Genomic DNA, 25,100 nt, shown 5'->3' with positions numbered 1-25,100 from the left:
ACCGCTCCGGCCGCACCGGCGGCCGCCGCCCCCGCTGCTGCCCCGGCCGCACCGGCCGGTGTCCGCCCGCAGCTACAGGCGTTGCGCGGCACCACGCAGAAGGCCAGCCGCATCCGGCAGATCACCGCGACCAAGACCCGCGAATCGCTGCAGACCACCGCACAGCTGACCCAGACCCACGAGGCCGACGTCACCAAGATCGCGGCACTGCGAGCCAAGGCCAAGAACGCCTTCGCCGATCGCGAGGGCGTGAACCTGACCTTCCTGCCGTTCTTCGCGAAGGCGGCCGTCGAGGCGCTGGGCGTGCACCCCAACGTCAACGCCTCCTACAACGAGGACACCAAGGAGATCACCTACCACTCCTCGGTGCACCTGGGCATCGCGGTGGACACCGAACAGGGTCTGCTGTCCCCGGTCATCCACAACGCCAGCGATCTGTCGCTGGCCGGTCTGGCCCGCGCGATCGCCGATATCGCCAACCGTGCCCGCACCGGCGGACTCAAGCCGGACGAGCTGGCCGGCGGCACCTTCACCATCACCAACATCGGCAGCCAGGGCGCCCTGTTCGACACCCCGATCCTGGTTCCGCCGCAGTCGGCGATGCTGGGCACCGGCGCGATCGTCAAGCGCCCCATCGTGATCGCCGACAACGGCAACGAGTTCATCGGCATCCGCTCGATGTGCTACCTGCCGCTGACCTACGATCACCGGCTCATCGACGGCGCCGATGCCGGACGTTTCCTCACCACCATCCGGCATCGGCTGGAGGAGGCCGCGTTCGAGGCGGATCTCGGTCTGTAACAAGAAAATTCGGTAGAACCGCATGAGGGTTGTGATCGCCGGTTCGTCCGGTTCGATCGGAACGGCACTGGTGGCGGCGCTGCGCCGGGACGGACACGAGGTGGTCCGGCTGGTGCGGCGTCCCGCCGCCGCCCGCGACGAGTTCAGCTGGGATCCGATTCGCGCTCAGGTGCCCGAGCGCGCCCTGCGGGGCTCGGATGCGGCGATCAACCTGTGCGGCGCCGGGGTCGGCCGCCGACGCTGGAACGGCAGCTACAAACAGGAGTTGCGGGACAGCCGGATCACCCCGACCGACGTCCTGGCCACCGCGGTCGCCGCCGCCGGGGTGCCGACGCTGATCAATGCCAGCGGCGTGCACTACTACGGCGGCACGACCGGTGACCGGATCGTCACCGAAACCTCTCCTGCTGGAACGGGTTTCCTGGGCACACTGTGCCGCGACTGGGAGGCCGCGACCAAGCCCGCCGACGACGCGGGCGTGCGCGTGGTCCACATTCGCAGCGCGCTGGTGCTGTCCCGGCACGGCGGACTGCTGAAACTGCTCGAACCGCTGTATTCGCTCGGCCTGGGCGGACGTCTGGGCAACGGCCGCCAGTACGTGCCGTGGATCTCCCTCGCCGACGAGATCGGCGCGATCAGCTTCGCACTCACCCACGACACGCTGCGCGGCCCGGTCAACATGGCCGGACCAGCACCGGTCACCAACGCCGAATTCAGCCGAGCCCTGGCCCGAGCACTGCACCGCCCCGCCCCGCTGGTGGTGCCCTCGATGGCATTGCGCCTGCTGATCGGCGAATTCGCCGAGGAGGCGATCCTGCACGGCCCCCGGGCCATTCCCACCGCGCTGGAGGAAGCGGGCTATCCCTTCCGCCATCGCACCATCGGCCAGGCCCTGGCCTTCGTCTTCGGCGACTGACTGTCATCGGTCCCCGGCCGGGCGCACTCTGCCGTCCGTCATCAACTCCCACACATGATCCGAACACGGTGGCGATCAGCATATTTGCCAGCCGACCGATCCGGGCGACGCGGCACACCGATCGACATTCGCGACGACGAAACGCCTTCCGGACCGTCTACCGGGCCGATTCCGCATGTACGGAGGAGGCGGTATCGCCGTGAGGGGCCCCGGCTAGGCGTATATCACATCCCGACGTGACTTCGTCCCACGGTTCGCGCCGGTTACCGTGAGCAGGTGAGTGCGAACCGACCGTCCGAGCAGCTGATCCGCGACGCGCGTGAGTCGGACCTGCCGGAAATCCTGGCGATCCACAACGACGCCATCGCGGAGACCACCGCGATCTGGGACACCGAACCGGTCGATCTGCCCGAGCGGCTGGCCTGGTGGCAGGCGCGCACGGCGGGCGGATTCCCGGTGCTGGTCGCCGAGATCGATGGCGCGGTGGCCGGGTATGCCAGCTACGGGCAGTGGCGGCCCAAGTCCGGATATCGCTTCACCGTGGAGAATTCGGTGTATGTGGCCGACCGGTTCCATCGCCGCGGAATCGCCACCGCACTGCTGACCGAGCTGCTGGCGCGGGCCGAACGCGCCGGGACCGTGCACGCGGTGATCGCCGCGATCGAATCCTCGAATACGACCTCGATCAAGCTGCACGAGAAGTTCGGATTCCGCACGGTCGGGGTACTACCGGAAGTAGGACACAAATTCGGCGAATGGATGGGCCTGACATTGATGCAGCTCACATTGGGCACCACGGAGCTCGCTAACGCGGATCACGATAGCGTAACGTCCCGACGATGACCGATCCCGCCAGCGCAGCCTTACGGGGCGAGCATGTGAACACCCCGGATCCGCTCGGTGACGGCGTGACCGAAACCTCCGCCCTGCCGGTGATCCCGCCGGCACGCCGGCGCACCGAATCCGCCCGCATGGACGGATCGCCGGTCGAGATCGACTATCTCGGCGTGATCGACTACGACCGCGCCCGGGAGATGCAGCGCGGTATCGCGACCGAGCGCGCCGCGGGTCAGGGCCGTGACCACCTGTTGCTGCTGGAACATCCGCCGGTCTACACCGCGGGCCGCCGCACCGAGCCGCGGGACATGCCGACCGACGGCAGCCCCGTGGTGCTCACCGATCGCGGCGGCAAGATCACCTGGCACGGGCCGGGCCAGCTGGTCGGCTATCCGATCGTGCGACTGGCCGAACCGGTCGACGTGATCGACTACGTTCGCCGCCTCGAGGAGGCCCTCATCGCCGTCTGCACCGACCTGGGCCTGGCCTGCGGACGGATCCGCGGACGCTCCGGCGTGTGGGTTCCGGCGAACTCTCTGCAACCCGCGCGCAAGGTCGCGGCTATCGGCGTGCGCGTCGAACGCGGTGTCGCCCTGCACGGCATCTCGCTCAACTGCGATTCGTCCCTGGACGCCTACGAGGTGATCGTGCCCTGCGGTATCCGCGATGCCGGAGTGACGACGCTGAGCCGCGAACTGGGCCGCGAGATCACGGTGGCCGAGGTGCTCCCGGCGGTGGCGGATTCGATCGTGCGCGCCCTCGACGGACGGCTGCCGATTTCCGATCATGATATTGCGCATGTCACACCGGCCGGAGCCGCGCCGGGCGCCTGATCGGGCGGGCGTAGCATCGGTCGGGTGACCTCCGTCGACACCCCGACATCGACCGCTCCGACCGGCACCACCCCGCCCGGCTCGGATCCCGCCGCGACCCCGGCTCCCGCGCCGGGTGTGCCATTGGCCAACGGCCGCAAGCTGCTTCGTATCGAGGCACGCAATGCCGAGACCCCGATCGAACGCAAACCCGCGTGGATCCGCACCCGCGCCACCATGGGCCCGGAATACTCCGAGCTCAAGGGCCTGGTGAAACGTGAAGGGCTGCACACGGTCTGCGAGGAGGCGGGCTGCCCGAACATCTTCGAGTGCTGGGAGGACCGCGAGGCCACCTTCCTGATCGGAGGTGAGCAGTGCACGCGCCGTTGCGATTTCTGCCAGATCGATACCGGTAAGCCCGCCGCGCTGGATCGCGACGAGCCGCGCCGGGTGGCCGAGAGCGTGCAGGCGATGGGCCTGCGCTATTCCACGGTGACCGGTGTCGCCCGCGACGATCTGGACGACGGCGGCGCCTGGCTCTACGCGGAGACGGTGCGCGCGATCAAGCAGCTCAACCCGAATACCGGTGTGGAGCTGCTGATTCCGGATTTCAACGCCGATCCCGATCAGCTGGCCGAGGTGTTCGCCACCCGCCCCGAGGTGCTGGCGCACAATCTGGAGACGGTGCCGCGCATCTTCAAGCGGATCCGCCCGGCGTTCCGCTACGAGCGTTCGCTGGCGGTGCTGACCGCGGCCCGTGCGGCCGGTCTGGTGACCAAGTCCAACCTGATCCTCGGCATGGGCGAAACCCCCGAGGAGGTCACCCAGGCGATGCGCGATCTGCACGAGGCCGGTTGCGACATCCTGACCATCACCCAGTACCTGCGTCCCTCGCCGCGGCACCACCCGGTGGACCGCTGGGTCAAGCCCGAGGAGTTCGTCGAGCACTCCCGCGTCGCCGAAGAGATCGGTTTCGCCGGTGTGATGGCGGGTCCCCTGGTCCGCTCCTCCTACCGCGCCGGTCGCCTCTACGCCCAGGCGATGGCACACCACGGCCGCGAAATCGCCCCGGAGATGGCCCACCTGGCCGCCGAAGGCTCCGCCGCCCAGGAAGCAACCTCGGTCCTGGCCCGCTTCGGCTCCTGACCCCTGTTCGGCGGTCCGATCTCGCGCAGCGCATCAGAACGGGTGCGGCGACTCGATTGATCTGTCGAATGGGTGACATGTGGTGGTCGCCGGTGGGAAGCTCGGATTAACCACACGTGTCGACTCCGGGAGCACAGATGGTCGAGAGAGCGAGCACACCGGTCGGGGGCAACGGTAAGGCGGTCACCGCCGGGCGGCCCGAGGACATCCGCAATGTGGTGCTGGTCGGGCATCCGGGTTCGGGGAAGACGACGCTGGTGGAGGCGCTCGCGGTCGCCACCGGGGCGCTCACCCGGGCCGGTCGGGTGGAGGACGGCACCTGTGTCTCGGACTACGACGACATCGAGCAACGCCAGCACCGGTCGGTGCAGCTGTCGGTGGTGCCCGTCGCCTGGGACGGGATCAAGGTGAATCTGGTGGACACACCGGGTTATGCCGATTTCGTCGGCGAGCTGAGGGCCGGTCTGCGCGCTGCGGATGCGGCCCTTTTCATCATCTCGGCCGCCGCGGGCGCGGAGGGCGTCGGGGGGCAGACGCTGGCGCTGTGGGAGGAGTGCGCCGCAGTCGGTATGCCGCGCGCCCTGGTGATCACCCATCTGGATGCCGCGCGCGCCGATTTCGACGACATGACGCGCACCTGCCGCGAGATACTCGGCGGCGGCGCGACCGAAAGCGTTCTGCCCCTTCATCTTCCGGTGTACGGAAAGGCGGGCGCGGACGGACACCGCCCGGTGACCGGTCTGATCGATCTGCTCACCCAGCGGGTCTTCGACTATTCCGCGGGCGAGCACACCCGCACCGAGGCCACCCCGGAGCAGGCGGCGCTGATCGAGCAGGCACGCGGGCAACTCATCGAGGGCATCATCGCCGAGAGCGAGGACGAGACCCTGATGAACCGCTACCTCGAGGGCGAGGAGATCGACCTGGACACCCTCGTCCCCGATCTGGAACGTGCGGTGGCGCGCGGCTCCTTCCATCCGATCCTGCTCGCCGCGCCGCCGCCCGAGGGTGCGCGCGAGGGACTGGGCATGGTCGAGGTGCTCGACCTGATCACGCGCGGATTCCCCACGCCCGCAGAGCATTCGGTGGCGGCGTCCCGCCCGGGCAAGGGCGCCGCACCCGCTCCGCTGACCTGCGATCCGACCGCGCCGCTGGCCGCCGAGGTGATCCGCACGACGTCCGATCCGTACGTCGGCAGGCTCTCGCTGGTTCGGGTGTTCGCGGGCACGCTGCGCCCGGACGAGACGGTGCACGTCTGGGGGCACACCCCGGGCGGGAACGGCGAACCCGAACCCGATCACGACGCGGACGATCGGGTGGGCGCGATCTCGGCCCCGTTCGGCAGGCAGCAGCGCCCGGTCGGCGAGGCCGTGGCCGGTGATATCGCCTGCGTCACCAAACTCGGGCACGCCGAGACCGGGGATACGCTGTCCCAGAAGGATTCTCCGCTGCTGATCGAGCCGTGGTCGATGCCCGAACCGCTGCTGCCGGTCGCGGTGCGGGCGCACAGCAAGGCCGACGAGGACAAACTCTCCCAGGGCCTGGCCCGGCTCGTCGCCGAGGATCCGGCGGTCCACCTGGAGCAGAACGGCCAGACCCATCAGCTGGTGCTGTGGTGTCTGGGCGAGGCGCATCGCGATGTCGCGCTGGAGCGGCTGCGGTCGCGGTTCGGGGTGCAGGTCGATCTGGTCGATCACCAGGTGGCGCTGCGGGAGACGTTCGCCTCTGGCGCGTCCGGGCGGGGGCGGCACGTCAAACAGTCCGGCGGCCACGGCCAGTACGCGATCTGCGAGATCGAGGTGGATCCGCTGCCGGAGGGGTCCGGGATCGAATTCGTGGACAAGGTGGTGGGCGGAGTCGTTCCGCGACAGTTCATTCCGTCGGTGGAGAAGGGTGTGCGGGCGCAGGCTGCCCGCGGGGTGGCGGCCGGGTATCCGCTGGTGGACGTGCGGGTGACGTTGTACGACGGTAAGGCGCACTCGGTCGATTCCTCCGACGCGGCCTTCCAGACCGCCGGTGCGCTCGCCCTGCGCGAGGCCGCCACCGCCGCCCGGCTGAATCTGCTCGAACCGATCGCCGAGGTGAACGTCACGGTCCCGGACGACCATGTCGGCACGGTCCTGACCGATCTGTCCAGCCGGCGCGGCCGCGTACTGGGCACCGAGCCGATCTCCGGTTCGCGCACGGTGATCCGCGCCGAGGTTCCCGAGCTCGAACTCGACCGGTATGCGATAGACCTGCGCTCCCTCGCCCACGGCGCGGCGCAGTTCACCCGCGCCTATGTCCGGCACGAAGCGATGCCCGGCCAGTTGGCCGACTCGATCCGCACCCGAGCGGACGCCTCGGCCTGAGCTCGCTCACCGGTGCGTCATCGCCGATCACCGCACACTATTCTGAGAACCATGGCAGCAGGCAAGGGCGGCGCCAAGCCGTCGAAGGAAGCGAAGGCCGCGGACAAGGCGGCGCGCAAGCAGGCCTCCAAGGAGCGGCGCAAGCAGCTCTGGCAGGTATTCCAGATGCAGCGCAAGGAAGACAAGCTGCTGCTGCCCCTGATGATCGGCGCCTTCGTCGGCATCACGGTGATCATGGTGGTCATCGGCCTGTTCGTGCACATGCAGTGGTATCTGCTGCCGATCGGCCTGGTGCTGGGTGGTCTGGTGGCGTTCATCATCTTCGGCCGCCGCGCCCAGAAGAACGCGTACGCCCGCATGGACGATCAGCCCGGCGCGGCCTGGTGGGTGCTGGACAACCTGCAGGGCAAGTGGCGGCCCACCCAGGCCGTCGCCGCGACCGCCCAGCTCGACGCGGTGCACCGGGTGATCGGGCTGCCCGGCATCGTCCTGGTCGCCGAGGGCTCCCCGCATCGGATCAAGTCGCTGCTGGCCCAGGAGAAGAAGAAGACCGCCCGGCTGGTCGGCGACACCCCGATCTACGACGTCGTCATCGGCAACGAGGAGGGCCAGGTCTCCCTCAAGAACCTGCAGCGTTACCTCACCAAGCTCCCCCGCAACATCGACGCCAAGCGCATGGACCTCATCGAGGGACGCCTGTCGGCGCTGGCCACCCGCGGCGGCCCGGCCCTGCCCAAGGGCCCGCTGCCCGGCGGCGCGAAGATGCGCGGCGTGCAGCGCACCGTCCGCCGCCGCAGCTGAGTCGGACCGACACGCCGAAGGCCCGCGTTCCGTTCGGGACGCGGGCCTTCGTCTGTCCGAGTACGCCGAGCGGCCGAGTCCGCCGAGTGGGCCGAGTCCGCCGAGCGGGCCGAGCGCGCTGAAGTGGGTCGTGTGCCGCGTGGGCCGAACGCACCGCGTGGGCCGAACGCACCGCGTGGGCCGGACGCGCTGAGTCCGTACCGGTGTGCTGAGTCGTCAGTGCGCCGCGTCTGTCCGGATGTGCTCAGCGGGAGCGGGCCAGACCCGTTCCGGTGGCCCGGTCGTGCATTCCTCGACCGTCCGAATCGGCGAACAGGGCGGGCACCACGAAGATGAGCAGCACCTGACGGACCAGTGCGCGCACGAATCCGACGGCCGCGTCGAACCCCGGCGGCGTGGCCCGACCGCGAGCATCGGAACCGGCCTTGCCCTGCTCCACCAGAGCCTCGATGACGTCGACGCGCACCACCCGCATACGCAGGAAGTACTGACCGGGAGTGAAGCCGAACAACGTCACCGTGGCGATGCCGAGCACGAACCAGACCAGGAACGTCGGCGTGGACAGCGCGCTGGTCACGGCCTCGAAATTGGTCGGAGGCTGCTGACCTGCCGCGACGTGCGCCCGCGCGATGATCCGCGCGGGATCGGGCCGCACGATCAGCGCGGCGATACCGGTCGCGATGATCCAGTCGACGAACATGGCCACGATGCGCCGCGACATCGGCGCCAGCGAACCCACACCGGATTTCGGCAGTCCCAACAGCTTGCCCGGGTATTCGTCCGGCAGCGGATCCCCCGAGTCCGCCGCGTTGGGCCCCGAAAGCCAGGAACCGGTGATACGTGCCATGCAAGAATCGTATCCCCGGCGCGCGACGCCGCCGTCGAGGGTGCTGGCGGGCTAGCGCGGCGGCTCGCCCGGATCCGCCCAGATCTCCATTGGAACCACCGTCCGGCTGCGCCCGGCCGCATCCAGCACTCGGCCCATGCGCTTGATGAACCGCAGCACGATCGACGTGCCCAGGATCGTCAGCCGCGGCGCCTCGACGGACAGCCGTGACTCCACCACCGGCACCTCGTGCACCGTGCGCAACGAGAAGCCGACGACGAGATTCGGCTCACCCCCGGACACCCGCATGCACACCCGCGCGCCGGTGATCGCCAGCAGCGCCTCGATGGTGCGCCGGTCGTTCGGGTCCGCCCGCGCCCACACCCACATTCCGACCGGCCACTCCGACAAGGACAGCGCCATGTCGCATCGCACCTGCAGCTGCCCACCCGCGATCATCCCGTCCATCCGGCGCCGGACCGTGCTGATGCTCAGGCCGGTCTCCCGGGCGAGGTCCGACAGCGCGGTCCGGCCGTCCTGCCCCAGGCGCAGGACCAGGGTTCGATCGATGGCGTCCAGGGGTCGCGGGCGAGGCGCCCGTTCGGGCCAGGGTCGCACGCCCGCCGCCAGCCGAGCCCGTTGGGCGGCGTCCAGCACGTTCAGCTGCCAGTGGTCACCCAGCCGGAAGGTCCGTGTGATCAGCAGCGTCCGAGTGGCGACGACGCCGGGCACCGCCGAGAGCGACTCCAGCAGCAGGCGCGACAGCGCACCCAACCCGGGCACCGTGATCAGCAGCGACAGATCGTGACTGCCGCTGATGTGCTCGACGCTCAGCACGTGCGGCCAGCGCGCCAGCCGCTGCGCGGTGTCGTTCGCCGCCCCCGTCGCGCAGTCGACCAGCACGATGGCCTGACAGGCGTCGGGCAGGCCGGACGCGCGACCGCTCACCCACGCCGCGCGGCCCAGACTCAGGCGCTGCCATCGTCGAGCGATCGTCGCCGGGTCGACCTCCAGAGCGGCGCCGATCCGCTGCCATGAAGCCCGCGGCGCGATCTCCAGGCAGTTGATCACCGCCAGATCCAGCTCATCGAGAGTGATGTCAGAATCCTGCATCGGGACACCAATTTTCGAAATATCCGGCAGATTTACCGACTCTTCTGCTCCCTTCGCCATCCTGTCACGATTCCGCACGACAGGAGGCCCCGGCGATGCCGACATCGATAGAAAGCCAAGCGCTGCAGGAAGATCTGGTCCGCTTGCGTCGTGAGATCCATCGCGATCCCGAACTCGGGCTCGACCTGCCCCGAACCCGGCGGCGGGTGCTCGACGCGCTGGCGGGCCTGCCGCTCGAGGTCGCCGTCGGCCGCGAGATCGGCTCGGTGACCGCGGTGCTGCGCGGTGGCCGCCCGGGCCCGGCGGTACTGCTGCGAGGCGATATGGACGCGCTGCCGCTGGCCGAACTCACCGGCGTGGACTACGCCGCGCGCACCGAGACCATGCACGCGTGTGGGCACGATCTGCACACCGCGATGCTGGTCGGCGCCGCGCACCTGCTCTCGCGGCGGCGCGAACGACTTTCCGGTGACGTGATTTTCATGTTCCAGCCCGGCGAGGAGGGCCAGGACGGTGCCGCGCGGATGATCGAGGAGGGGGTGCTCGAAGCGGCGGGCGCGCCGCCGATCGCCGCCTACGCGATCCACGTGATGTCGGCCCGCTTCCCGCACGGGGTCTTCACCACTCGCCGCGGGGCCGTCCTGGCGGGGGGCGATCTGCTGCGTGTCACGGTGCGCGGCAAGGGCGGGCACGGTTCGGCGCCCCATCTGGCCCGCGACACGATCGCGGCAGCGGCGGCGATGATCGGCGCGCTGCCGGGCCTGCTCACCCGGACCGTCGCCCCGCAGGACACCGCGGTGCTGACCATCGGGGCGATTCACGCGGGCAGCGCCGGAAACGTCATTCCCGACAGCACCGAATTCCGGGGCACACTGCGCTGGCACACCCCGCAGATCCGGGACGCGTTGCGCGCGGGGGTATCCGGAGTGTGCCGATCGATCGCGCATGCCTTCGGAGTCGACGCGGAAACGCATATCACGCCCTATGTCAGCCCGACGGTCAACGATGACGCCGAGGCCGACCTGGTCGCCGATGTCGCGGCCGAGCTGCACGGGCCGCACCGATATCAGGAACTGGCCCAGCCACTGTGCGCGGGCGAGGACTTCTCCAACATCCTCGATCGGGTGCCCGGCGCGATGGTCCTGCTCGGAACCTGCCCGCCGGAGGCCGATCCGGCCACCGCTCCCGACATCCATTCCCCCTACGCGGTTTTCGATGACGCGATCCTGTCCGACGGAGCGTCCTTCCTCGCGGAACTGGCCTCCCGTCGGCTGGAGATCGCGGCGTCATCGAATGTCATTGCCGCACAAGTTCTCTCGGACACGGTCTGAGAAGAGGCTCCGCGCAGCACGATTCCCGGCCGCTACGGGTACAGCCGCCGACGGGCCGGGAGAACCCATCGAACGCATCCCGAGGAAATTTCATGTCCACCAGCACATCTGCCGCACAGCCCGATCACATCGACCCCACCGGACCAGACATGGCGAATCCGCGTGACGCCGCGCCCATCTCCGACGCGCCGCCCGAACCCCCGGCACCACCCAACCTCACAGACCCTCCCGACACAGACACACCCTTTGCCATACCGGCTGATCGCCTCGGAGCGAATCCTCTTCCCCCGCAAATAGATCCCTCGGACAGACCCGAGCCCGTCACGACCACGTCCCCCACCTGGCGCACGCTGCTGTCGACCGGGACCGGCAACGCGCTCGAGTGGTACGACTGGGCGATCTTCGGCACATTCTCGCCGTTCTTCGCGCACCAGTTCTTTCCCGCCGCGACGGGAATGCCGGCGTTGTTGTCGGCGCTGGCGGTGTTCGCGGTCGGATTCGTGATGCGGCCGATCGGCAGTCTGGTGTTCGGGTGGTACGCGGACCGGAAAGGACGACGCGCCGCCCTGATCGGCTCGATCGCCCTGGCCTCGGGCGGCAGCCTGCTCATCGGGGTATGCCCCACGCACGCCGCGATCGGCCTCGCCGCGCCGGGACTGCTGGTGCTGGCCCGGCTGGCGCAGGGGCTCGGACACGGCGGAGAGATGCCCGCGGTGCAGACCTATCTGGCCGAATCCTCGCCGCCGGGGCGGCGCGGGCGGTGGGGCGCGTTCATCTACATCTCCGGCACCACCGGAATCATCGCCTCGACGGTGCTCGGCGCGATCGGTTCCGGCGTGCTGAGCAAGGCGCAGATGGCAGCCTGGGGCTGGCGGGTGCCGTTTGTGCTGGGCGGCATCGTCGGCGCGTACACGCTGGTGATGCGGCTGCGGCTGACCGAGAGCGCGAGCTTCGTCCGCAACACCGCACCGCGGGTGCCGCTGTGGCGCGGACTGTGGACGCACCGGATCGCCTGCGCGCGGGCGTTCGCCCTGACTCTCGGCGGCACCGTCACCTTCTATCTCTGGCTGATCGGCACGCCGGCGCAGGAGGTGGCCGCGCATCGGATCCCCGCCGCGCAGGTGCTCTGGATCAGCGTGCTGGCCTCGGTCGCGATGATCGCCATGCTGCCGCTGTACGGATCCCTGGCCGACCGCATCGGACGTCGGCCGGTGCTGCTGCTGGCCAACCTCGGCAGCGCCGCGGCGATCTTCCCACTCACCGCGTTGCTCGGCCGCGGGCCCTGGCAGCTGGCCCTGGCGCTGATCATGGCGATGATCTTCCTCGCGCCGTTCGCGGCGATCATCCCGGCGGTCTACGCCGAGTTGTTCCCGACCGGGATCCGCGCCACCGGCAGCGGGCTGGGCGCCGCGGTCGCCACGGCGGCCTTCGGCGGAACCGCGCCGTATCTGCAGACCTGGCTCACCGGTTCGCATCACGCGACGCTGTTCGCGAGTTACGTCCTGGTGCTGTCGCTGGCGAGCGCCGCGGTCGTGCTGGGTATGCCGGAGACCCGCGACGCCCCGATCGGGTGACCCTCGATGTTCACCGAAGGTGAACCGGCGACGAAGCACAGAGATGTGCGCCACATTTTGCCGCAACCGGTGCACACGCACCCCACCCCGCGGTGGCAGGATGTTCTTGCTGGTCGAGCACGGCCGGGCGCCAACCGTCTCACTCCGGTACGCCGGAGAGGCGAACAGCGCGCCCAGCTGTACGTGTAACACTGGCGAAACACAGCCTTGATTGTCGGGAAACACCGCATCCATACCGTCAAGCAGCGATACCCAGCAATCGGTACGGGCTGGGAACCGATCCGTAAGGAGTAGCAAGTGGCGTTCAGCACGGCCGACGAGGTCATCAGTTACATCAAGGAGCAGGAGGTCGAATACGTCGATATTCGGTTCACCGACCTCCCCGGTGTGCAGCAGCACTTCTCGATCCCGGCGAAGGCGTTCACGGCCGATCTGGCCGAGGAGGGGCTGGCCTTCGACGGCTCCTCGGTGCGCGGTTTCCAGTCGATCGACGAGTCGGACATGCTACTCCTGCCCGACTTCAGCACCGCGCGCATCGACCCGTTCCGCGCCGCCAAGACGCTGAACCTCAACCATTTCGTGCACGACCCGTTCACCCGCGAGTCCTACAGCCGCGACCCTCGTAACATCGCCCGCAAGGCGGAGGAGTTCCTGCGCTCGACCGGCATCGCGGACACCGCGTACTTCGGCGCCGAGGCGGAGTTCTACATCTTCGACTCGATCCGCTACGACTCGGCCATGAACGGCTCCTTCTACGAGATCGACTCGATCTCGGGCTCCTGGAACACTGGTGCGGAGTTCAACCCGGACGGCACCCCGAACCGTGGCTACAAGGTCCGCAACAAGGGTGGTTACTTCCCCGTCGCGCCGTACGACCACTACGTCGACCTGCGCGACAAGATCGCGACCAATCTGCAGAACGCCGGTTTCGAGCTGGAGCGCGGCCACCACGAGGTGGGCACCGCCGGTCAGGCCGAGATCAACTACAAGTTCAACACCCTGCTGTCGGCGGCCGACGATCTGCAGCTGTTCAAGTACATCGTCAAGAACACGGCGTGGCAGGAGGGCAAGACCGTCACCTTCATGCCCAAGCCGCTGTTCGGCGACAACGGCTCGGGCATGCACGTGCACCAGTCGCTGTGGAAGGACGGCAAGCCGCTGTTCCACGACGAGGCCGGCTACGCCGGTCTGTCCGACCTGGCCCGCCACTACATCGGCGGCATCCTGTACCACGCGCCGTCGCTGCTGGCGTTCACCAACCCGACGGTGAACTCCTACCACCGCCTGGTCCCGGGCTTCGAGGCCCCGATCAACCTGGTGTACTCGCAGCGCAACCGCTCCGCCGCGGTGCGCATCCCGGTCACCGGCAACAACCCGAAGGCCAAGCGCCTCGAGTTCCGCGCGCCGGACTCCTCGGGTAACCCGTACCTGGCCTTCGCCGCCATGATGATGGCCGGCCTGGACGGCATCAAGCGCAAGCTCGAGCCCGCCGCCCCGGTCGACAAGGACCTCTACGAGCTCCCCCCGGAGGAGGCCAAGAACATCGCCCAGGCCCCCACCAGCCTGGCGTCGGTCATCGACCGGCTCGAAGAGGACCACGAGTACCTCACCGAGGGCAACGTCTTCACCGAGGACCTCGTCGAAACCTGGATCGACATCAAGCGCACCCAGGAGATCGCCCCGATCAACCTGCGCCCGCACCCCTACGAGTTCGAGCTGTACTACGACGTGTAAGTCGTCCACAGCATCCGCTCGACACCTGGGCCCCAGCCGGATTCGGCTGGGGCCCAGGCCTTTTCGATCAGGCGACGATGTCGCGGTCAGCGCACGCCGAGGGCGGCGAGGATCATCGGCCGCGCGACCGCGAGCGCCCGTTGCCAGTACAGCCAGGTGTGGGTGCCGTTGCCGATGTCGATTCGGGCAGGGATGCCCAGGGCGTGCAAGCGGTCACGGAATATCTCGGTCCCGACCTCCGCCATCACCTCCAGCCCCATCCCGTTCGTCGTGTCGCCTATCGCGCGCGAGGAGTCGATCGGGCCGGGCACACCGTTGCCCGAAGAGACATACATCGGCAGTCCACGCAGCGCGGGGGCCTGGATGACGGCGTCGTTGCGCTTCCACGCCGGATCACCCGGCGGACCCCACATATCGTCCACATTGAAATTGCCCTCGTCCCACATGGCCGCGCGCATGCCCTCGTTCCAGAGTGGATACGTGGGATTCAGGAAGCCGGAGAAGGATCCGGCGAACCTGAACTGATTGCGATGGTGCGCGGCCAGGATCATCGCGGCGTCGCCACCCATCGAGGCGCCGACGATGGCGTCGTTGGTGCGCGACACTCCGAATCCGGCGAGGTACGCGGGCAACTCCCGGGTCAGGAAGGTCTCCCACTTGTAGGTGAACGTCTGATGGTTGGTGCTGCTGGGCCGGTACCAGTCCGTGTAGAAACTCGAATGACCGCCGACCGGGAACACCAATGTGACGTTGTCGCCCACGAATTGGCGCAGGGCGTCGGTGTCGCTCACCCACTCGCTGTGATCGGCGGGCGCTCGCAGCCCGTCGAGCAGGTACAGCGCCGCGCTCCCGCCGCGCGCGGCCCACTGCACTTGAACCTTGATCGGTCCCATGCTGGACGGCACGCTCAACTCCTGGAAACGTCCCGCAGGAGCGCGCGATTCCATCGTGCGAGCGTGCGCGGCATCGACCGTCACCGCACCGAACGACGACACCAGAACGGCAGCCACCGCAGCGGCTCCGGCCTTCCACAAAGTCACCACACCCACCACCTCATACCTGTTCCCGGCGAGCCCGCGAAGAAACCCGAGTTGCTATGAGAGCAACCGGGATTTGAGGGAAGCCCTCATAGCACCTCGAAGACAATAGCGAGAAACCACACCAACACGGCAAACTTCGGACGGCGAGTCGGGACCGCCTCCGAGACGGCGAACGGTTCGATACGCGCCCGGCACTTTTCACTGATGGGAAGCCCGCTGGAGCAGTCGATTCACACCGGACATCGACGCATCCGAATCGAACGAATTCTTCTGGGGCGCACTCTTTTTCGACATCCGACCGAAATGCCGGCCGAGGCGGCGGGTCACAAGTGGGGGTGGCAGCCCAGTGAGGCGCTGTAGACCGCGGGGTGGGCGCTGGCGGCATACAGGTTACGACGCTCTTCGCGGGTGAGGGTATGACGCCTCAGGCTGCGACGGGCGTAGGCGCGCAGCGTCGGCAGCACCGAGCGACGGCCGATGTGGCGCAGGCGCGGACGGATCATCGCCGGACTCCCGCGATGAGACGGCGGCGGGACCGGTCGGACCGCATCGAGATTCCGATTCTCACCACTCTCCCTTCCCCGGTCCCTGACGATAACTTCATTCTTACACCGAATCAGCGCGATCAGGTGTCAATATTCCGTGCAATGCGGGTTCCGATCGGATTTCTACCGGACCAAATCTGATCCGACTGCGAGCGTTCGCTATCGAGCACCAGCAGCGGATGTCTCGCCGCCGAATGACTACCCGCTCGGAACAGCGCGATCGCCAGCTCGCCGAGGCGGCGATCCACGTCGGCATCCTTGCGGACCCGACGACATGATGAGAGACTTTTGCAATAACCTTCTCATTGCCGAGGGGGTCAGCTGCGCTGCCTGTGCGATCAAAGGAGATCCGGTGACCGCGTCCACCCGTACCGAGCCCGCCGACCGCGAACTTCCGGCCCGTCGGCCGTTCACATCCGAGAGCCGGATGTGGGACGAGGTCGGCTTGATCATCTTTCCGTTCACTTCGGGGTCGGCTTTCCTGTTGCAGACGATGGAGCCGACGATCGCGGCGGTGGTGGACGAGCATTCGACCTTCCGCACCGATCCGATGGGGCGCGCCTTCCGCAGTATCGCCTCGGTGATGATGTGGATCTACGCCGGGGACGAGGCGCTGGCCGAGGCGGATCGACTGCGCAAGATGCACACCACGCTCAATACCGTTGACGCGCAAGGTGTCCGGCATACCGCGCTGTCGTCCGGACCGTGGGCCTGGGTGCTGCACACCGCGGTCTACGCCTACACCGAGGGCGCGAAACCCTTCACCCGCACACCGCTGAGCGAGGCCGACAAGGAGGAGTACTACCAGGAGGTCGTGCAGTTGATGCGCAACTTCTCGGTGGCGCCCAAGGAGATTCCGCCGAGCTACCGCGAGTGGCTGGACTACTTCCACGACAAGCTGGAGAACCACCTGACCGCGACCCCCGTCGCCTACGACTTCCTGAAGGTGAGCCGCCGGATCGCCCCGCCCTCGTTCCTACCCCGCCCGCTCGCGCCGATATGGCGGGTCGCCACGGCGCCGGTGAGCCGCCTGCAGTACTTCTTCACGGTCGGCACCACACCCGAGGTCGCCCGCGAGAAACTGGGCCTGAGCTGGTCGTCCACCGACGAGGCAGCCCTGCGCACACTGGGCTGGCTCGTCGGCCGCACCGTCCCGCTACTCCCCGAACGCCTGCGCTACTTCCCCATCGCCTACGAGGCACGCCGCCTCGAACGCGACCGCGCGCGCCTGCGCAAGATGATCGACCTGCGCCCCATGTAACCGCCCTCTGAACAGCGCCGACCCGCCGGGCGTCACCGCGACACGTAATCATGTGCGCGCCAATGACACCCGGACTATCGCATCCGCTCCCGGCAGCCCCGGAAGGGCCCGGCTCGACGACAACCGACCTGCAACCGATCCTGTACGGGCACTGCTGCTGCACGTAATCACCTGTGCACCAGCAACACCCGGACGATCGAGTCGTCCTGCACCCGCTCCCCCCTCGGCGCGGACCGACGAAGACCGCCGCAGCCGAAATCGCGAAACCGGCCGACAAGCAATCGACCCGCACCGGGTGTCGCTGCTACACGTAATCACGTGTGACAGCGACACCCGGACGATCGGTCAGTCGTTCTGCACCCGCTCCCCGGTCGGCGCGGGAAAGAATCCCGACTCGACGAAGGCCGCGACATACGCGTCCAGGACCGCGGAATCGACCGGCGGGCAAACGATCCCGTACCGCGCGAGGGCCTCGCGAGCGCGGGTGTCGTCGACGGTGATCGGGGAACCGCCGTAGTTGCCGCTGACCAGAGCCGCGCGTACCAGCGAGTCGTCACCCGCGGCATCCCGCGCGGCCGCCTCCTCGGCGAGCCGGGCGGCGATCTGCTCGACCGGGGCGATCTCGATCGGAATTCCGTTGCGGCTCATGGCCTGGAAGATCTCGCCGATCCGCACCGCATGCCGGTTCACCAGGTGGTAGGCCGTACCGTCGGCCGGTTCGGCCGCCAGCGCGACGATCGCCGCGACGACGTAGTTCACCGGAACCAGCGGCATCGCCGCATCGCCGGTGTCGGGAGCCAGACCGAGGATGGCCGCGGCCCGGATCATATTCCAGAACGAGTCGTCGGCACTGTTCACACCGCTGCGCGGATCGCCGGAGACCAGGCCGGGCCGGTAGACGCGCACGGGCACGCCACGCTCACCGGCCTGCCGAACCAGTTGCTCGGCAACCCATTTGCTGGCCACGTACCCGTTGTCGGACACTTCCGCGACGCTCAGCTCGGTATCCTCCAGCCCCGCGAAATCCGGTGCGAGAGCGACGGGAATCACCGTATTGGCCGTGGAGATGTAGTGCACCGGCTTGATCCGGCCGTTCGTTGCCAGCCGCAGCACCTCCCGGGTGCCGGACACATTGGCCGCCCGCAACCGCGCATAGGGCTCGATGTGGTTGACCCGCGCGCCGTTGTGGAAGATCACGTCGATCCGCTCGGCCAGCCGGGTGTAGCCCGCCTGGTCCAGCCCGAACCTCGGTGCGGCCAGATCGCCTGCCACAGCGACGATCCGAGACCGGTACGCATCGTCCCAGAGCCGATAGTGCTCCAGCGAATCACGAATTCGCTTGTCCGCCTGGCCGTCATCGTCACCGCGCACCAGGCACCATACCCGCGCGGACGTACTGTCCAGCAGTTCGCGCAGCAGATGCACGCCCACGAATCCGGTTGCGCCGGTGAGCAGTACGTCCTCGGGTGCATCGGTGCGCGCCGGAAGCACACCGGCGGCGTCGATCTCCGATTCCAGCACCGCGTCGGCGGCCATCGAGGGCCGCGGATCGGTCACCGCGACCGCCGACTCACCCGGATCATCGATCCGGGCCGCGAGGGCGCGCACGGTGGGCGCGGTGAACAGCGCGGCCATCGGCACATCGATACCGAGCCGACTGTTCAGCGCCCGCTGCAACGTGAAGGCCAGCAGCGAACTGCCGCCGAGGGCGAAGAAATCGTCCTCCGCGCCGACCTGTTCGACCTGTAGGACCTCGGCGAAGACCTCCGCGACGGATCGCTCGGTATCGGTGGCCGGTGCGACGAATTCGCGGGTCCGCAACACCGGTCGCGGCAGGGCTTTACGGTCCGCCTTACCGCTGGCGTTCATCGGCATGGCATCGAGCACCATGACCGCCGAGGGCACCATGTACGAGGGCAGCACCTGGGTCAGCGACGCGCGCAGGGCCTCGACCGACAGGTCCGCGACCGCCGGAACCACATAGGCGACGAGTTGATCGCCGATCTCCGAGGGCGCGAGCACCACAACGGCCTGGGCGACCGAGGATTCGGCCAGCAGCGCGGTCTCGATCTCGCCCAGCTCGATCCGGTGACCCCGGATCTTCGCCTGGAAGTCACTGCGGCCCAGGTATTCCAGCACTCCATCCGGCCGACGCCGCACCAGATCACCGGTCCGGTACATCCGCGATCCGGGCGGGCCGTACGGGTCGGCGACGAACCGGTCGCTGGTCAGATCCGGCCGGCGCATGTAGCCCCGCGCCAATTGGGTTCCCGCCAAATACAATTCGCCGACCACACCGGCCGGGGTGAGCCGCAGCCGGGAATCGAGCACGTAGGTGCGCGTATTCCATTGCGCCACACCGATCGGCACCGTCGTCCGGTCACTCGTGGACGCGGGCCGGTACGTCACCGAGACCGCGGCCTCGGTCGGGCCGTAGAGGTTGTGCAGCCCGGCCGAGGACAGGGCGGCGAATTCGGCGACGGTGCCGGGCGGCAGCGCCTCGCCGATGGCGAACACCGCGCGCAGCGAGGTCACCTGCGCGGGCTGCGCGGCGGCCAGGAACACCTGCAGCACCGAGGGCACGAAATCGGTGACCGTGACCTGATGCGCGTCGATCAGCTCGGCGAGATAGCGCGGGTCGCGCTGTCCGTCAGGTGCGGCCAGCACCACCCGCGCGCCCGCCCACAGCGGCACGAAGTAGCCCCACAGCGATACGTCGAACGTCGTCGCCGTCTTCTGCAGGTAGACGTCCCGCGGTGCGATCGAGTAGTGCTCGGCCATCCAGGCGATCTGATTGGTGATCGCGCCGTGCGGCACCAGCACGCCCTTCGGACGGCCCGTCGACCCGGAGGTGAACAGCACGTACGCCGGATCGGCCGCGCGCAGCGGGGCGCGCAGTTCGCCCGCGCCGACCGGTTCGGCGGAATATTGCGACAGCTCGAGCGTGTCGAGATCGACCGCGTCGGCGCCCGGCACGTCCGCGCCCCCGGTGGTCAGCACCAGCGCGGGCTCGGCGGTCTCCAGCACGTACGCGATCCGCCCGGCCGGATGTTCGAGATCCAGCGGCAGATAGGCCCCACCGGCGGTCAGCACCGCGTACATCGCGACCATCAGTTCGGGTGAACGCGCAATAGCCAGCGCGACAACGGATTCCGGACCGACACCCAATCCGATCAGATATCGGGCGAGCCGGTTGACGCGCTCGTCGAACTCCCGAAAGGTCCACACCGTCTCGTCGTGCACCACGGCCACCGCATCGGGCGTCGCCGCGACCGCGCGGCGATATCCGCTGAGCAACAGCTCGTCGGGCACCGGATGCGCGGTATCGGCCGCGTCGCGCAGCAGCGCCGCGCGCTCGGCCGCATCGATCACGTCGATATCGCCCAGCACCGCTTCGGGATCGCGGGCCAGGGTCCCCAGCAGCCGGACGAAACGATCCACGAAACCCTGCACGGTGCCGGGCTCGAACATGTCCGAGGCGTAGGTGACGATGCCGCCGATCCCCTGCGGCGCGCCCTCGGCGTCGTAGGAATCGCCGATCATCCAGTGCAGATCGAACTGCGACACCTCCACGCCGATGTCCAGGCCCGCCACGCCCAGCCCCGGCATCTCCAGGGCCACCGGCGCGAGGTTCTGGAACGACAGCGCCACCTGGTAGAGCGGATGCCGGGCCGGTGAACGCACCGGATCCAGCACGCCGACCAGCCGCTCGAACGGCACATCCGCGTTGGCGAAGGCCCGGATGTCCTCGTCCCGCTGCCGGGTGAGCAGTTCGCTGAACGTCGCACCGGCGTCGTAGCGGGTGCGGAAGACCAGCGTGTTGATGAACATGCCGATCAGGTCGTCCAACGCCGCGTCACCGCGACCGGCGACCGGCGCACCGATCGCGATGTCGTCGGTGCCCGACAACCGCGCGAGCAGCACCGCCAGGGCGGTGTGCACGGTCATGAACAGCGTCGCGCCGTGCGCCCGCGACAATTCCGCCAGCGCACGATGCGTTTGCGCATCGATCCGGACCTCGACGCGGCCACCGGTGTAGGAGCGCAGCAGCGGGCGCGGCCGATCCGAGGGCAGGTCGAGCTGATCCGGCAGTCCGGCCAGCGCGGTCCGCCAGTACGAGATCTGCCCGGCGGCAAGCGATTCGGGATCGTCCTCGGCACCGAGCACGGCGCGCTGCCAGATGCTGTAATCCGCGTACTGCACCGGCAGCGGCTCCCACTGCGGGGCCTGCCCGGCACTGCGCGCGGCGTACGCCAGCATCAGATCCCGGGCCAGCGGGCCGATCGAAGAGCCGTCGGCCGCAATGTGATTCACCACGACGGCCAGGACGTACTCGTGCTCGTCCGGTTCGGCCGCGCCGAGATCGAACAGCGCGACCACCAGCGGCACCCGCTCGGTGAGGTCGAATTCGGTCCGGGCGAGCTCGGCGACCGCCTCCGCGATCCCGGACGGGTCCACCGGCTGCACATGCAGTGGCGGAACCGCCTGCGCCGCGGGAAGAATCACCTGCACCGGGCCGTCGTCCGGCGTCGCGGGATCCCCGCCGGAGGTCCCCGCCTGCGCCGCGAGCGGATACACCGTGCGCAGAATCTCGTGCCGGGTCACCAGGTCCGCGATCGCCGCCCGCAGCGCGTCCACGTCGAGGCTGCCGCGCAGCCGCACCGCCATCGGCACGTTGTAGGCCACCGACGCGGTGTCGAAGCGGTTGAGCAACCACATGCCGCGCTGGGCCGGGGACAGCGGAATCCGTTCCGGCCGCGGCCCGGCCACCAGCGCCGGGCGGTCGTCGGCGACGGTCTGATCGTGCAGGCGTGCCGCGAGCGCTGCCACCGTCGACGCCTCGAACAGCAGCCGAACCGGCACCCGGGCGTCCAGAGCCGCACCCACGCGCGCCATGAGCCGCGTCGCGATCAGCGAGTTGCCGCCGAGTTCGAAGAAATCGTCGTCCGCGCCGACCGGCGTTGCGGGAGCGAGCAATTCGGTGAACGCCTCCGCGACCACCTGCTCCAGCCGTCCGGACGGGGCACGGAACTCGCGGGTGTGCAGCTGCGGCGCGGGCAGCGCGGCCCGGTCGAGCTTGCCGACCGGGGTGAGCGGGATCCGGTCGAGCACCATGACGGTGGTGGGCACCATATGGGCGGGCAACCGCCGCTCGGCGACCGCGACCAGTTCGTCCGCGTCGGCCACCGCACCGTCTGCCGCGTGCACGTACGAGACGAGAATGGTTGCGCCGGTGGGCAGTTCATGTCCGACGGTGACGGCGAAGTCGATACCGTCCTGCCCGGCCAGCACCGCGTCGATCTCACCGAGTTCGATCCGGAATCCGCGGATCTTCACCTGGAAGTCGTTGCGGCCCAGGTATTCCAGCTCGCCGTCGAAGGTGCGCCGGACCAGGTCGCCGGTCCGGTACAGCCGGGAACCGTTCGGATCGAACGGATTCGCCACGAAGCGGGCCGCGGTCAGCGCGGGACGTTCGTGATAGCCGCGGGCCTGCTGCGCGCCGGTGATGTAGAGCTCGCCGACGGCGCGATCCGGCACCGGCGACAACCGTTCGTCCAGCACGTATTCGGTGATCGCGCGAATCGGCCCGCCGAGGGTGACCGTCTCGCCCGGCACCAGCGGGGCGCTGATGTTGGTCATGATGGTGGTCTCGGTGGGCCCGTACCCGTTGTAGAACTCACGGGTGCGCCGTCCGCCGATCGGAATCGCCCAGCGCTGCACCAGATCCGGCGGGCACGCCTCGCCGCCGGCGACCACCACGCGCAGCTTGTCCAGGCCCTTGGGATCGACCGAGGCCAGCGCGGACGGGGTGATGAAGGCGTGGGTCACCCGTTCGCGCGCCAGCAGCGCGGCCAGTTCCGCGCCGCCGTAGACGGTCGGCGCGGCGACCACCATGGTCGCGCCGCCGCCGAGCGCCAGCAGCAGTTCCAGTATCGAGGCGTCGAACGACGGCGAGGCGAAATGCAGTGTGCGCGAACTACTCGTCACCCGGTAACGCTCGCGCTGCTCGTCGCAGAAGCTCGCCAGACCGGCGTGCGTGACGACTACGCCCTTGGGCAGGCCGGTCGAGCCCGAGGTGTAGATGACGTACGCCGGGTGCGCCGCGCGCAGCGGCCGACGCCGGTCCGCATCGGTCACCGGATCGGCCGAACCGGCATCGATCAGCCGCTCGGTCTCCGCGTCGTCCAGGACCAGCCACTCCACCTGCGCGGGCAGATCCGCGCGCACCGCCTCGACGGTCAATCCCAGCACCGCGTGCGAATCGGCCAGCATGTGCGCGACCCGATCGGCGGGATAGTTCGGATCGACCGGCACGAATCCCGCGCCGGACTTGGCGATCGCCCACACCGCGAGCACCGATTCCGGCGACCGCGGAATACCGATCGCGACCAGGTCCTCCGGTCCGACACCGCGATCGATCAGCACCCGGGCCAGTTGCGTCGAACGCTCGTCCAGGTCGAGGTACTCGAGTTCGGACAGCTGCCCGGTGGCGTCGGCGAAGACGACCGCGACACCGTCCGGGTTGCTGTCCACGGCCGTGGACAGCAGGTCCGGCAGCGTCGGCACGCGCACCGGCTCCTCCGACGGCGGGGCGGCGGGCGCGGGCGGCACGACCGGTCCGCGCTCGCGTTCACCGACGTCCAGCAGGTCGACATCGCCGACGATGATCGCCGGGTCGGCGGCGACGGCCGTGACGAACCGCTCGAACCGCCGCGCGATACCGGTGACCGTCGCCTCGCCGAAAACGTCTGTAGCATAGGTGAATCCGGCGACGAGCACATCCGGCGTGCCGTCCGGGGCGTAGTGCGGTTCGACCGTGATCAGCAGATCGAATTTGGCGGTGACCTCACCGGTGTCCATCGCCGCGATGGTCAGGCCCGGCAACTCCAGCGTCGGCTGTTCCAGGTTCTGGAACGCCAGCACCACCTGGAACAGCGGATCGCCGCCGGTCGAGGTCGGCCGCACCGCCTCGGCCACCCGCTCGAACGGAATATCCGCGTGGGCGAACGCCGACAGATCGGTCTCGCGGGCACGTTCGACCAACGCCGTGAACGGGCCGGAACGGTCGACGTCCAGGCGCAGGGTCAGCGTGTTGACGAACATGCCGACCAGGTCGTCCAGGGCTGCCGCGCCACGGCCCGCGATCGGCGTGCCGATCGCGATGTCCGATCCGCCGGACAGCCGGGCCAGCAGTGCCGCGAGCGCCGCGTGCACCACCATGAACAGCGACGAATGATGTTCTCGCGCAAGGTCGGTGAGCCCGGCGTGCGCCTCGGCGGGCACCGTGACGGTCGCCAGCGCGCCCCGCCCGGACGGCCGTGGCGGGCGCGGGTGGTCCAGGGGCAGCCGCGGCGCTTCCGCGATCCCCGCGAGCTGCCGCCGCCAATATGCCAATTGCTGTGCGGCGGTGGAGTTCTCGTCGTCGTCGGTGCCGATGACCGCACGCTGCCAGAGCGTGAAGTCCGCGTACTGCACCGCCAGCGGGGACCAGCCCGGCGCGCCGCCCTCGAGCCGCGCGAGGTAGGCCGTGACCAGGTCCCGCGCCAGCGGGGCCAGCGACGCCCCGTCGGCCGAGATATGGTGCACGACAACGACGAGCAGGTGATCACCCGTGGCCGGATCGGCGAACAACCGGGCCCGCACCGGCGGATGCGCGGTGACGTCGAATCCGGTGGCCATCACCTCGGTCACCCGGCCGATGTCCTCGGCCGTGGCGGTCTCGACCAGCACACCGTCCGGCAGTGTCTCGCCGACCGAGAGGATCTCCTGATGCGGCTCGCCGCCCGGCCCGGCCAGCGGGAACCGGGTCCGCAGCGATTCGTGCCGCTCCAGCACGTCGAGTACGGCGTTGCGCATCGCCTCGACGTCCAGGTCGCCGCTGAGGCGAATCGCGAACGGCAGGTTGTAGACCGGTGAATCGGGATCGATCTGGTTGAGCAGCCACATCCGCTGCTGCGCCAGCGACAGCGGCACGATCGCCGGCCGCTCGGCGCGGGTCAGCGGCGGGCGGT

Annotated in this window: 15 protein-coding genes; 11 read left to right on the top strand and 4 right to left on the bottom strand. The window is 68.9% G+C overall.

The features are described from left to right. The 7 genes from sucB to NM2_RS44405 form a co-directional block, all read left to right on the top strand. Window positions 1–801 (top strand): 2-oxoglutarate dehydrogenase, E2 component, dihydrolipoamide succinyltransferase (gene sucB / locus NM2_RS44435; protein ID WP_067683154.1); only part of this gene is annotated, 801 nt, incomplete at its 5' end. A 22-nt stretch (window positions 802–823) separates the two neighbouring features. Further along, window positions 824–1,717, top strand: a complete 894-nt coding sequence (locus tag NM2_RS44430; protein WP_067683150.1) for a TIGR01777 family oxidoreductase — start codon at window positions 824–826, stop codon at window positions 1,715–1,717. Between the two features lie 276 nt (window positions 1,718–1,993). Beyond that, window positions 1,994–2,560, top strand: coding sequence for a GNAT family N-acetyltransferase (locus NM2_RS44425; protein WP_245718544.1), 567 nt, complete (start codon window positions 1,994–1,996; stop codon window positions 2,558–2,560). After that, window positions 2,557–3,387, top strand: a complete 831-nt coding sequence (gene lipB, locus NM2_RS44420) for a lipoyl(octanoyl) transferase LipB (RefSeq protein WP_084532264.1) — start codon at window positions 2,557–2,559, stop codon at window positions 3,385–3,387. The genes NM2_RS44425 and lipB overlap by 4 nt, the downstream gene beginning before the upstream one ends. Window positions 3,388–3,411: 24 nt before the next feature. After that, a complete protein-coding gene (lipA, locus tag NM2_RS44415) occupies window positions 3,412–4,512 on the top strand; it encodes a lipoyl synthase (protein WP_067683148.1) in 1,101 nt (366 codons plus the stop codon). 137 nt (window positions 4,513–4,649) lie between these two features. Beyond that, window positions 4,650–6,863: an elongation factor G-like protein EF-G2 gene (locus NM2_RS44410; RefSeq protein WP_067683146.1), complete on the top strand. Its 2,214-nt coding sequence runs from the start codon at window positions 4,650–4,652 to the stop codon at window positions 6,861–6,863. A gap of 51 nt (window positions 6,864–6,914) precedes the next feature. Next, window positions 6,915–7,664: a DUF4191 domain-containing protein gene (locus NM2_RS44405; RefSeq protein WP_067683144.1), complete on the top strand. Its 750-nt coding sequence runs from the start codon at window positions 6,915–6,917 to the stop codon at window positions 7,662–7,664. Window positions 7,665–7,908: 244 nt separating this feature from the next. On the opposite strand, the gene NM2_RS44400 is transcribed toward NM2_RS44405, so the two are convergent. Both NM2_RS44400 and NM2_RS44395 read right to left on the bottom strand, forming a co-directional pair. Continuing rightward, complete coding sequence (locus tag NM2_RS44400; protein ID WP_067683142.1) at window positions 7,909–8,511, bottom strand: RDD family protein; 603 nt, start codon at window positions 8,509–8,511, stop codon at window positions 7,909–7,911. Between the two features lie 51 nt (window positions 8,512–8,562). Further along, window positions 8,563–9,603: an Lrp/AsnC family transcriptional regulator gene (locus NM2_RS44395; protein WP_067683140.1), complete on the bottom strand. Its 1,041-nt coding sequence runs from the start codon at window positions 9,601–9,603 to the stop codon at window positions 8,563–8,565. A gap of 95 nt (window positions 9,604–9,698) precedes the next feature. On the opposite strand from NM2_RS44395, the gene NM2_RS44390 reads away from it, so the two are divergent. The 3 genes from NM2_RS44390 to glnA all read left to right on the top strand — a co-directional run bounded on the left by NM2_RS44390 (window position 9,699) and on the right by glnA (window position 14,242). Continuing rightward, window positions 9,699–10,934, top strand: a complete 1,236-nt coding sequence (locus NM2_RS44390; RefSeq protein ID WP_067683138.1) for a M20 metallopeptidase family protein — start codon at window positions 9,699–9,701, stop codon at window positions 10,932–10,934. Between the two features lie 92 nt (window positions 10,935–11,026). Beyond that, window positions 11,027–12,508: an MFS transporter gene (locus tag NM2_RS44385; RefSeq protein ID WP_218026118.1), complete on the top strand. Its 1,482-nt coding sequence runs from the start codon at window positions 11,027–11,029 to the stop codon at window positions 12,506–12,508. Between the two features lie 297 nt (window positions 12,509–12,805). Further along, complete coding sequence (glnA, locus tag NM2_RS44380; RefSeq protein ID WP_067683136.1) at window positions 12,806–14,242, top strand: type I glutamate--ammonia ligase; 1,437 nt, start codon at window positions 12,806–12,808, stop codon at window positions 14,240–14,242. An 86-nt stretch (window positions 14,243–14,328) separates the two neighbouring features. Here glnA and NM2_RS44375 read toward each other — a convergent pair whose 3' ends face one another. After that, the gene (locus NM2_RS44375; protein ID WP_439956994.1) at window positions 14,329–15,285 is read right to left on the bottom strand and encodes an alpha/beta hydrolase; all 957 of its coding nucleotides are present in this window, start codon (window positions 15,283–15,285) and stop codon (window positions 14,329–14,331) included. 894 nt (window positions 15,286–16,179) lie between these two features. Between NM2_RS44375 and NM2_RS44370 the strand changes: the two genes are divergently transcribed. Beyond that, on the top strand, window positions 16,180–17,088 hold the full coding sequence (locus NM2_RS44370; RefSeq protein ID WP_067683132.1) for an oxygenase MpaB family protein: 909 nt from the start codon (window positions 16,180–16,182) through the stop codon (window positions 17,086–17,088). Between the two features lie 345 nt (window positions 17,089–17,433). Here NM2_RS44370 and NM2_RS44365 read toward each other — a convergent pair whose 3' ends face one another. Then, window positions 17,434–25,062 (bottom strand): non-ribosomal peptide synthetase, encoded by a 7,629-nt coding sequence (locus tag NM2_RS44365; RefSeq protein WP_218026117.1) that lies wholly within the window; start codon window positions 25,060–25,062, stop codon window positions 17,434–17,436. Window positions 25,063–25,100 lie beyond the last annotated feature (38 nt).

It is taken from the genome of Nocardia miyunensis NBRC 108239 (assembly GCF_001613065.1).
Taxonomy (GTDB): domain Bacteria; phylum Actinomycetota; class Actinomycetes; order Mycobacteriales; family Mycobacteriaceae; genus Nocardia; species Nocardia miyunensis.
The sequence above is the reverse complement of the archived record's forward strand: the minus strand, read 5'-3'. Positions and strand labels throughout refer to the sequence as shown.

Bases quoted from the DNA above. Each gene is read 5' to 3' on its own strand.
- NM2_RS44410 (WP_067683146.1), top strand. From the start codon at position 4,650: ATGGTCGAGAGAGCGAGCACACCGGTCGGGGGCAACGGTAAGGCGGTC.
- NM2_RS44385 (WP_218026118.1), top strand. From the start codon at position 11,027: ATGTCCACCAGCACATCTGCCGCACAGCCCGATCACATCGACCCCACC.
- NM2_RS44400 (WP_067683142.1), bottom strand. From the start codon at position 8,511: ATGGCACGTATCACCGGTTCCTGGCTTTCGGGGCCCAACGCGGCGGAC.
- NM2_RS44430 (WP_067683150.1), top strand. From the start codon at position 824: ATGAGGGTTGTGATCGCCGGTTCGTCCGGTTCGATCGGAACGGCACTG.
- NM2_RS44405 (WP_067683144.1), top strand. From the start codon at position 6,915: ATGGCAGCAGGCAAGGGCGGCGCCAAGCCGTCGAAGGAAGCGAAGGCC.
- NM2_RS44390 (WP_067683138.1), top strand. From the start codon at position 9,699: ATGCCGACATCGATAGAAAGCCAAGCGCTGCAGGAAGATCTGGTCCGC.
- lipB (WP_084532264.1), top strand. From the start codon at position 2,557: ATGACCGATCCCGCCAGCGCAGCCTTACGGGGCGAGCATGTGAACACC.
- NM2_RS44395 (WP_067683140.1), bottom strand. From the start codon at position 9,603: ATGCAGGATTCTGACATCACTCTCGATGAGCTGGATCTGGCGGTGATC.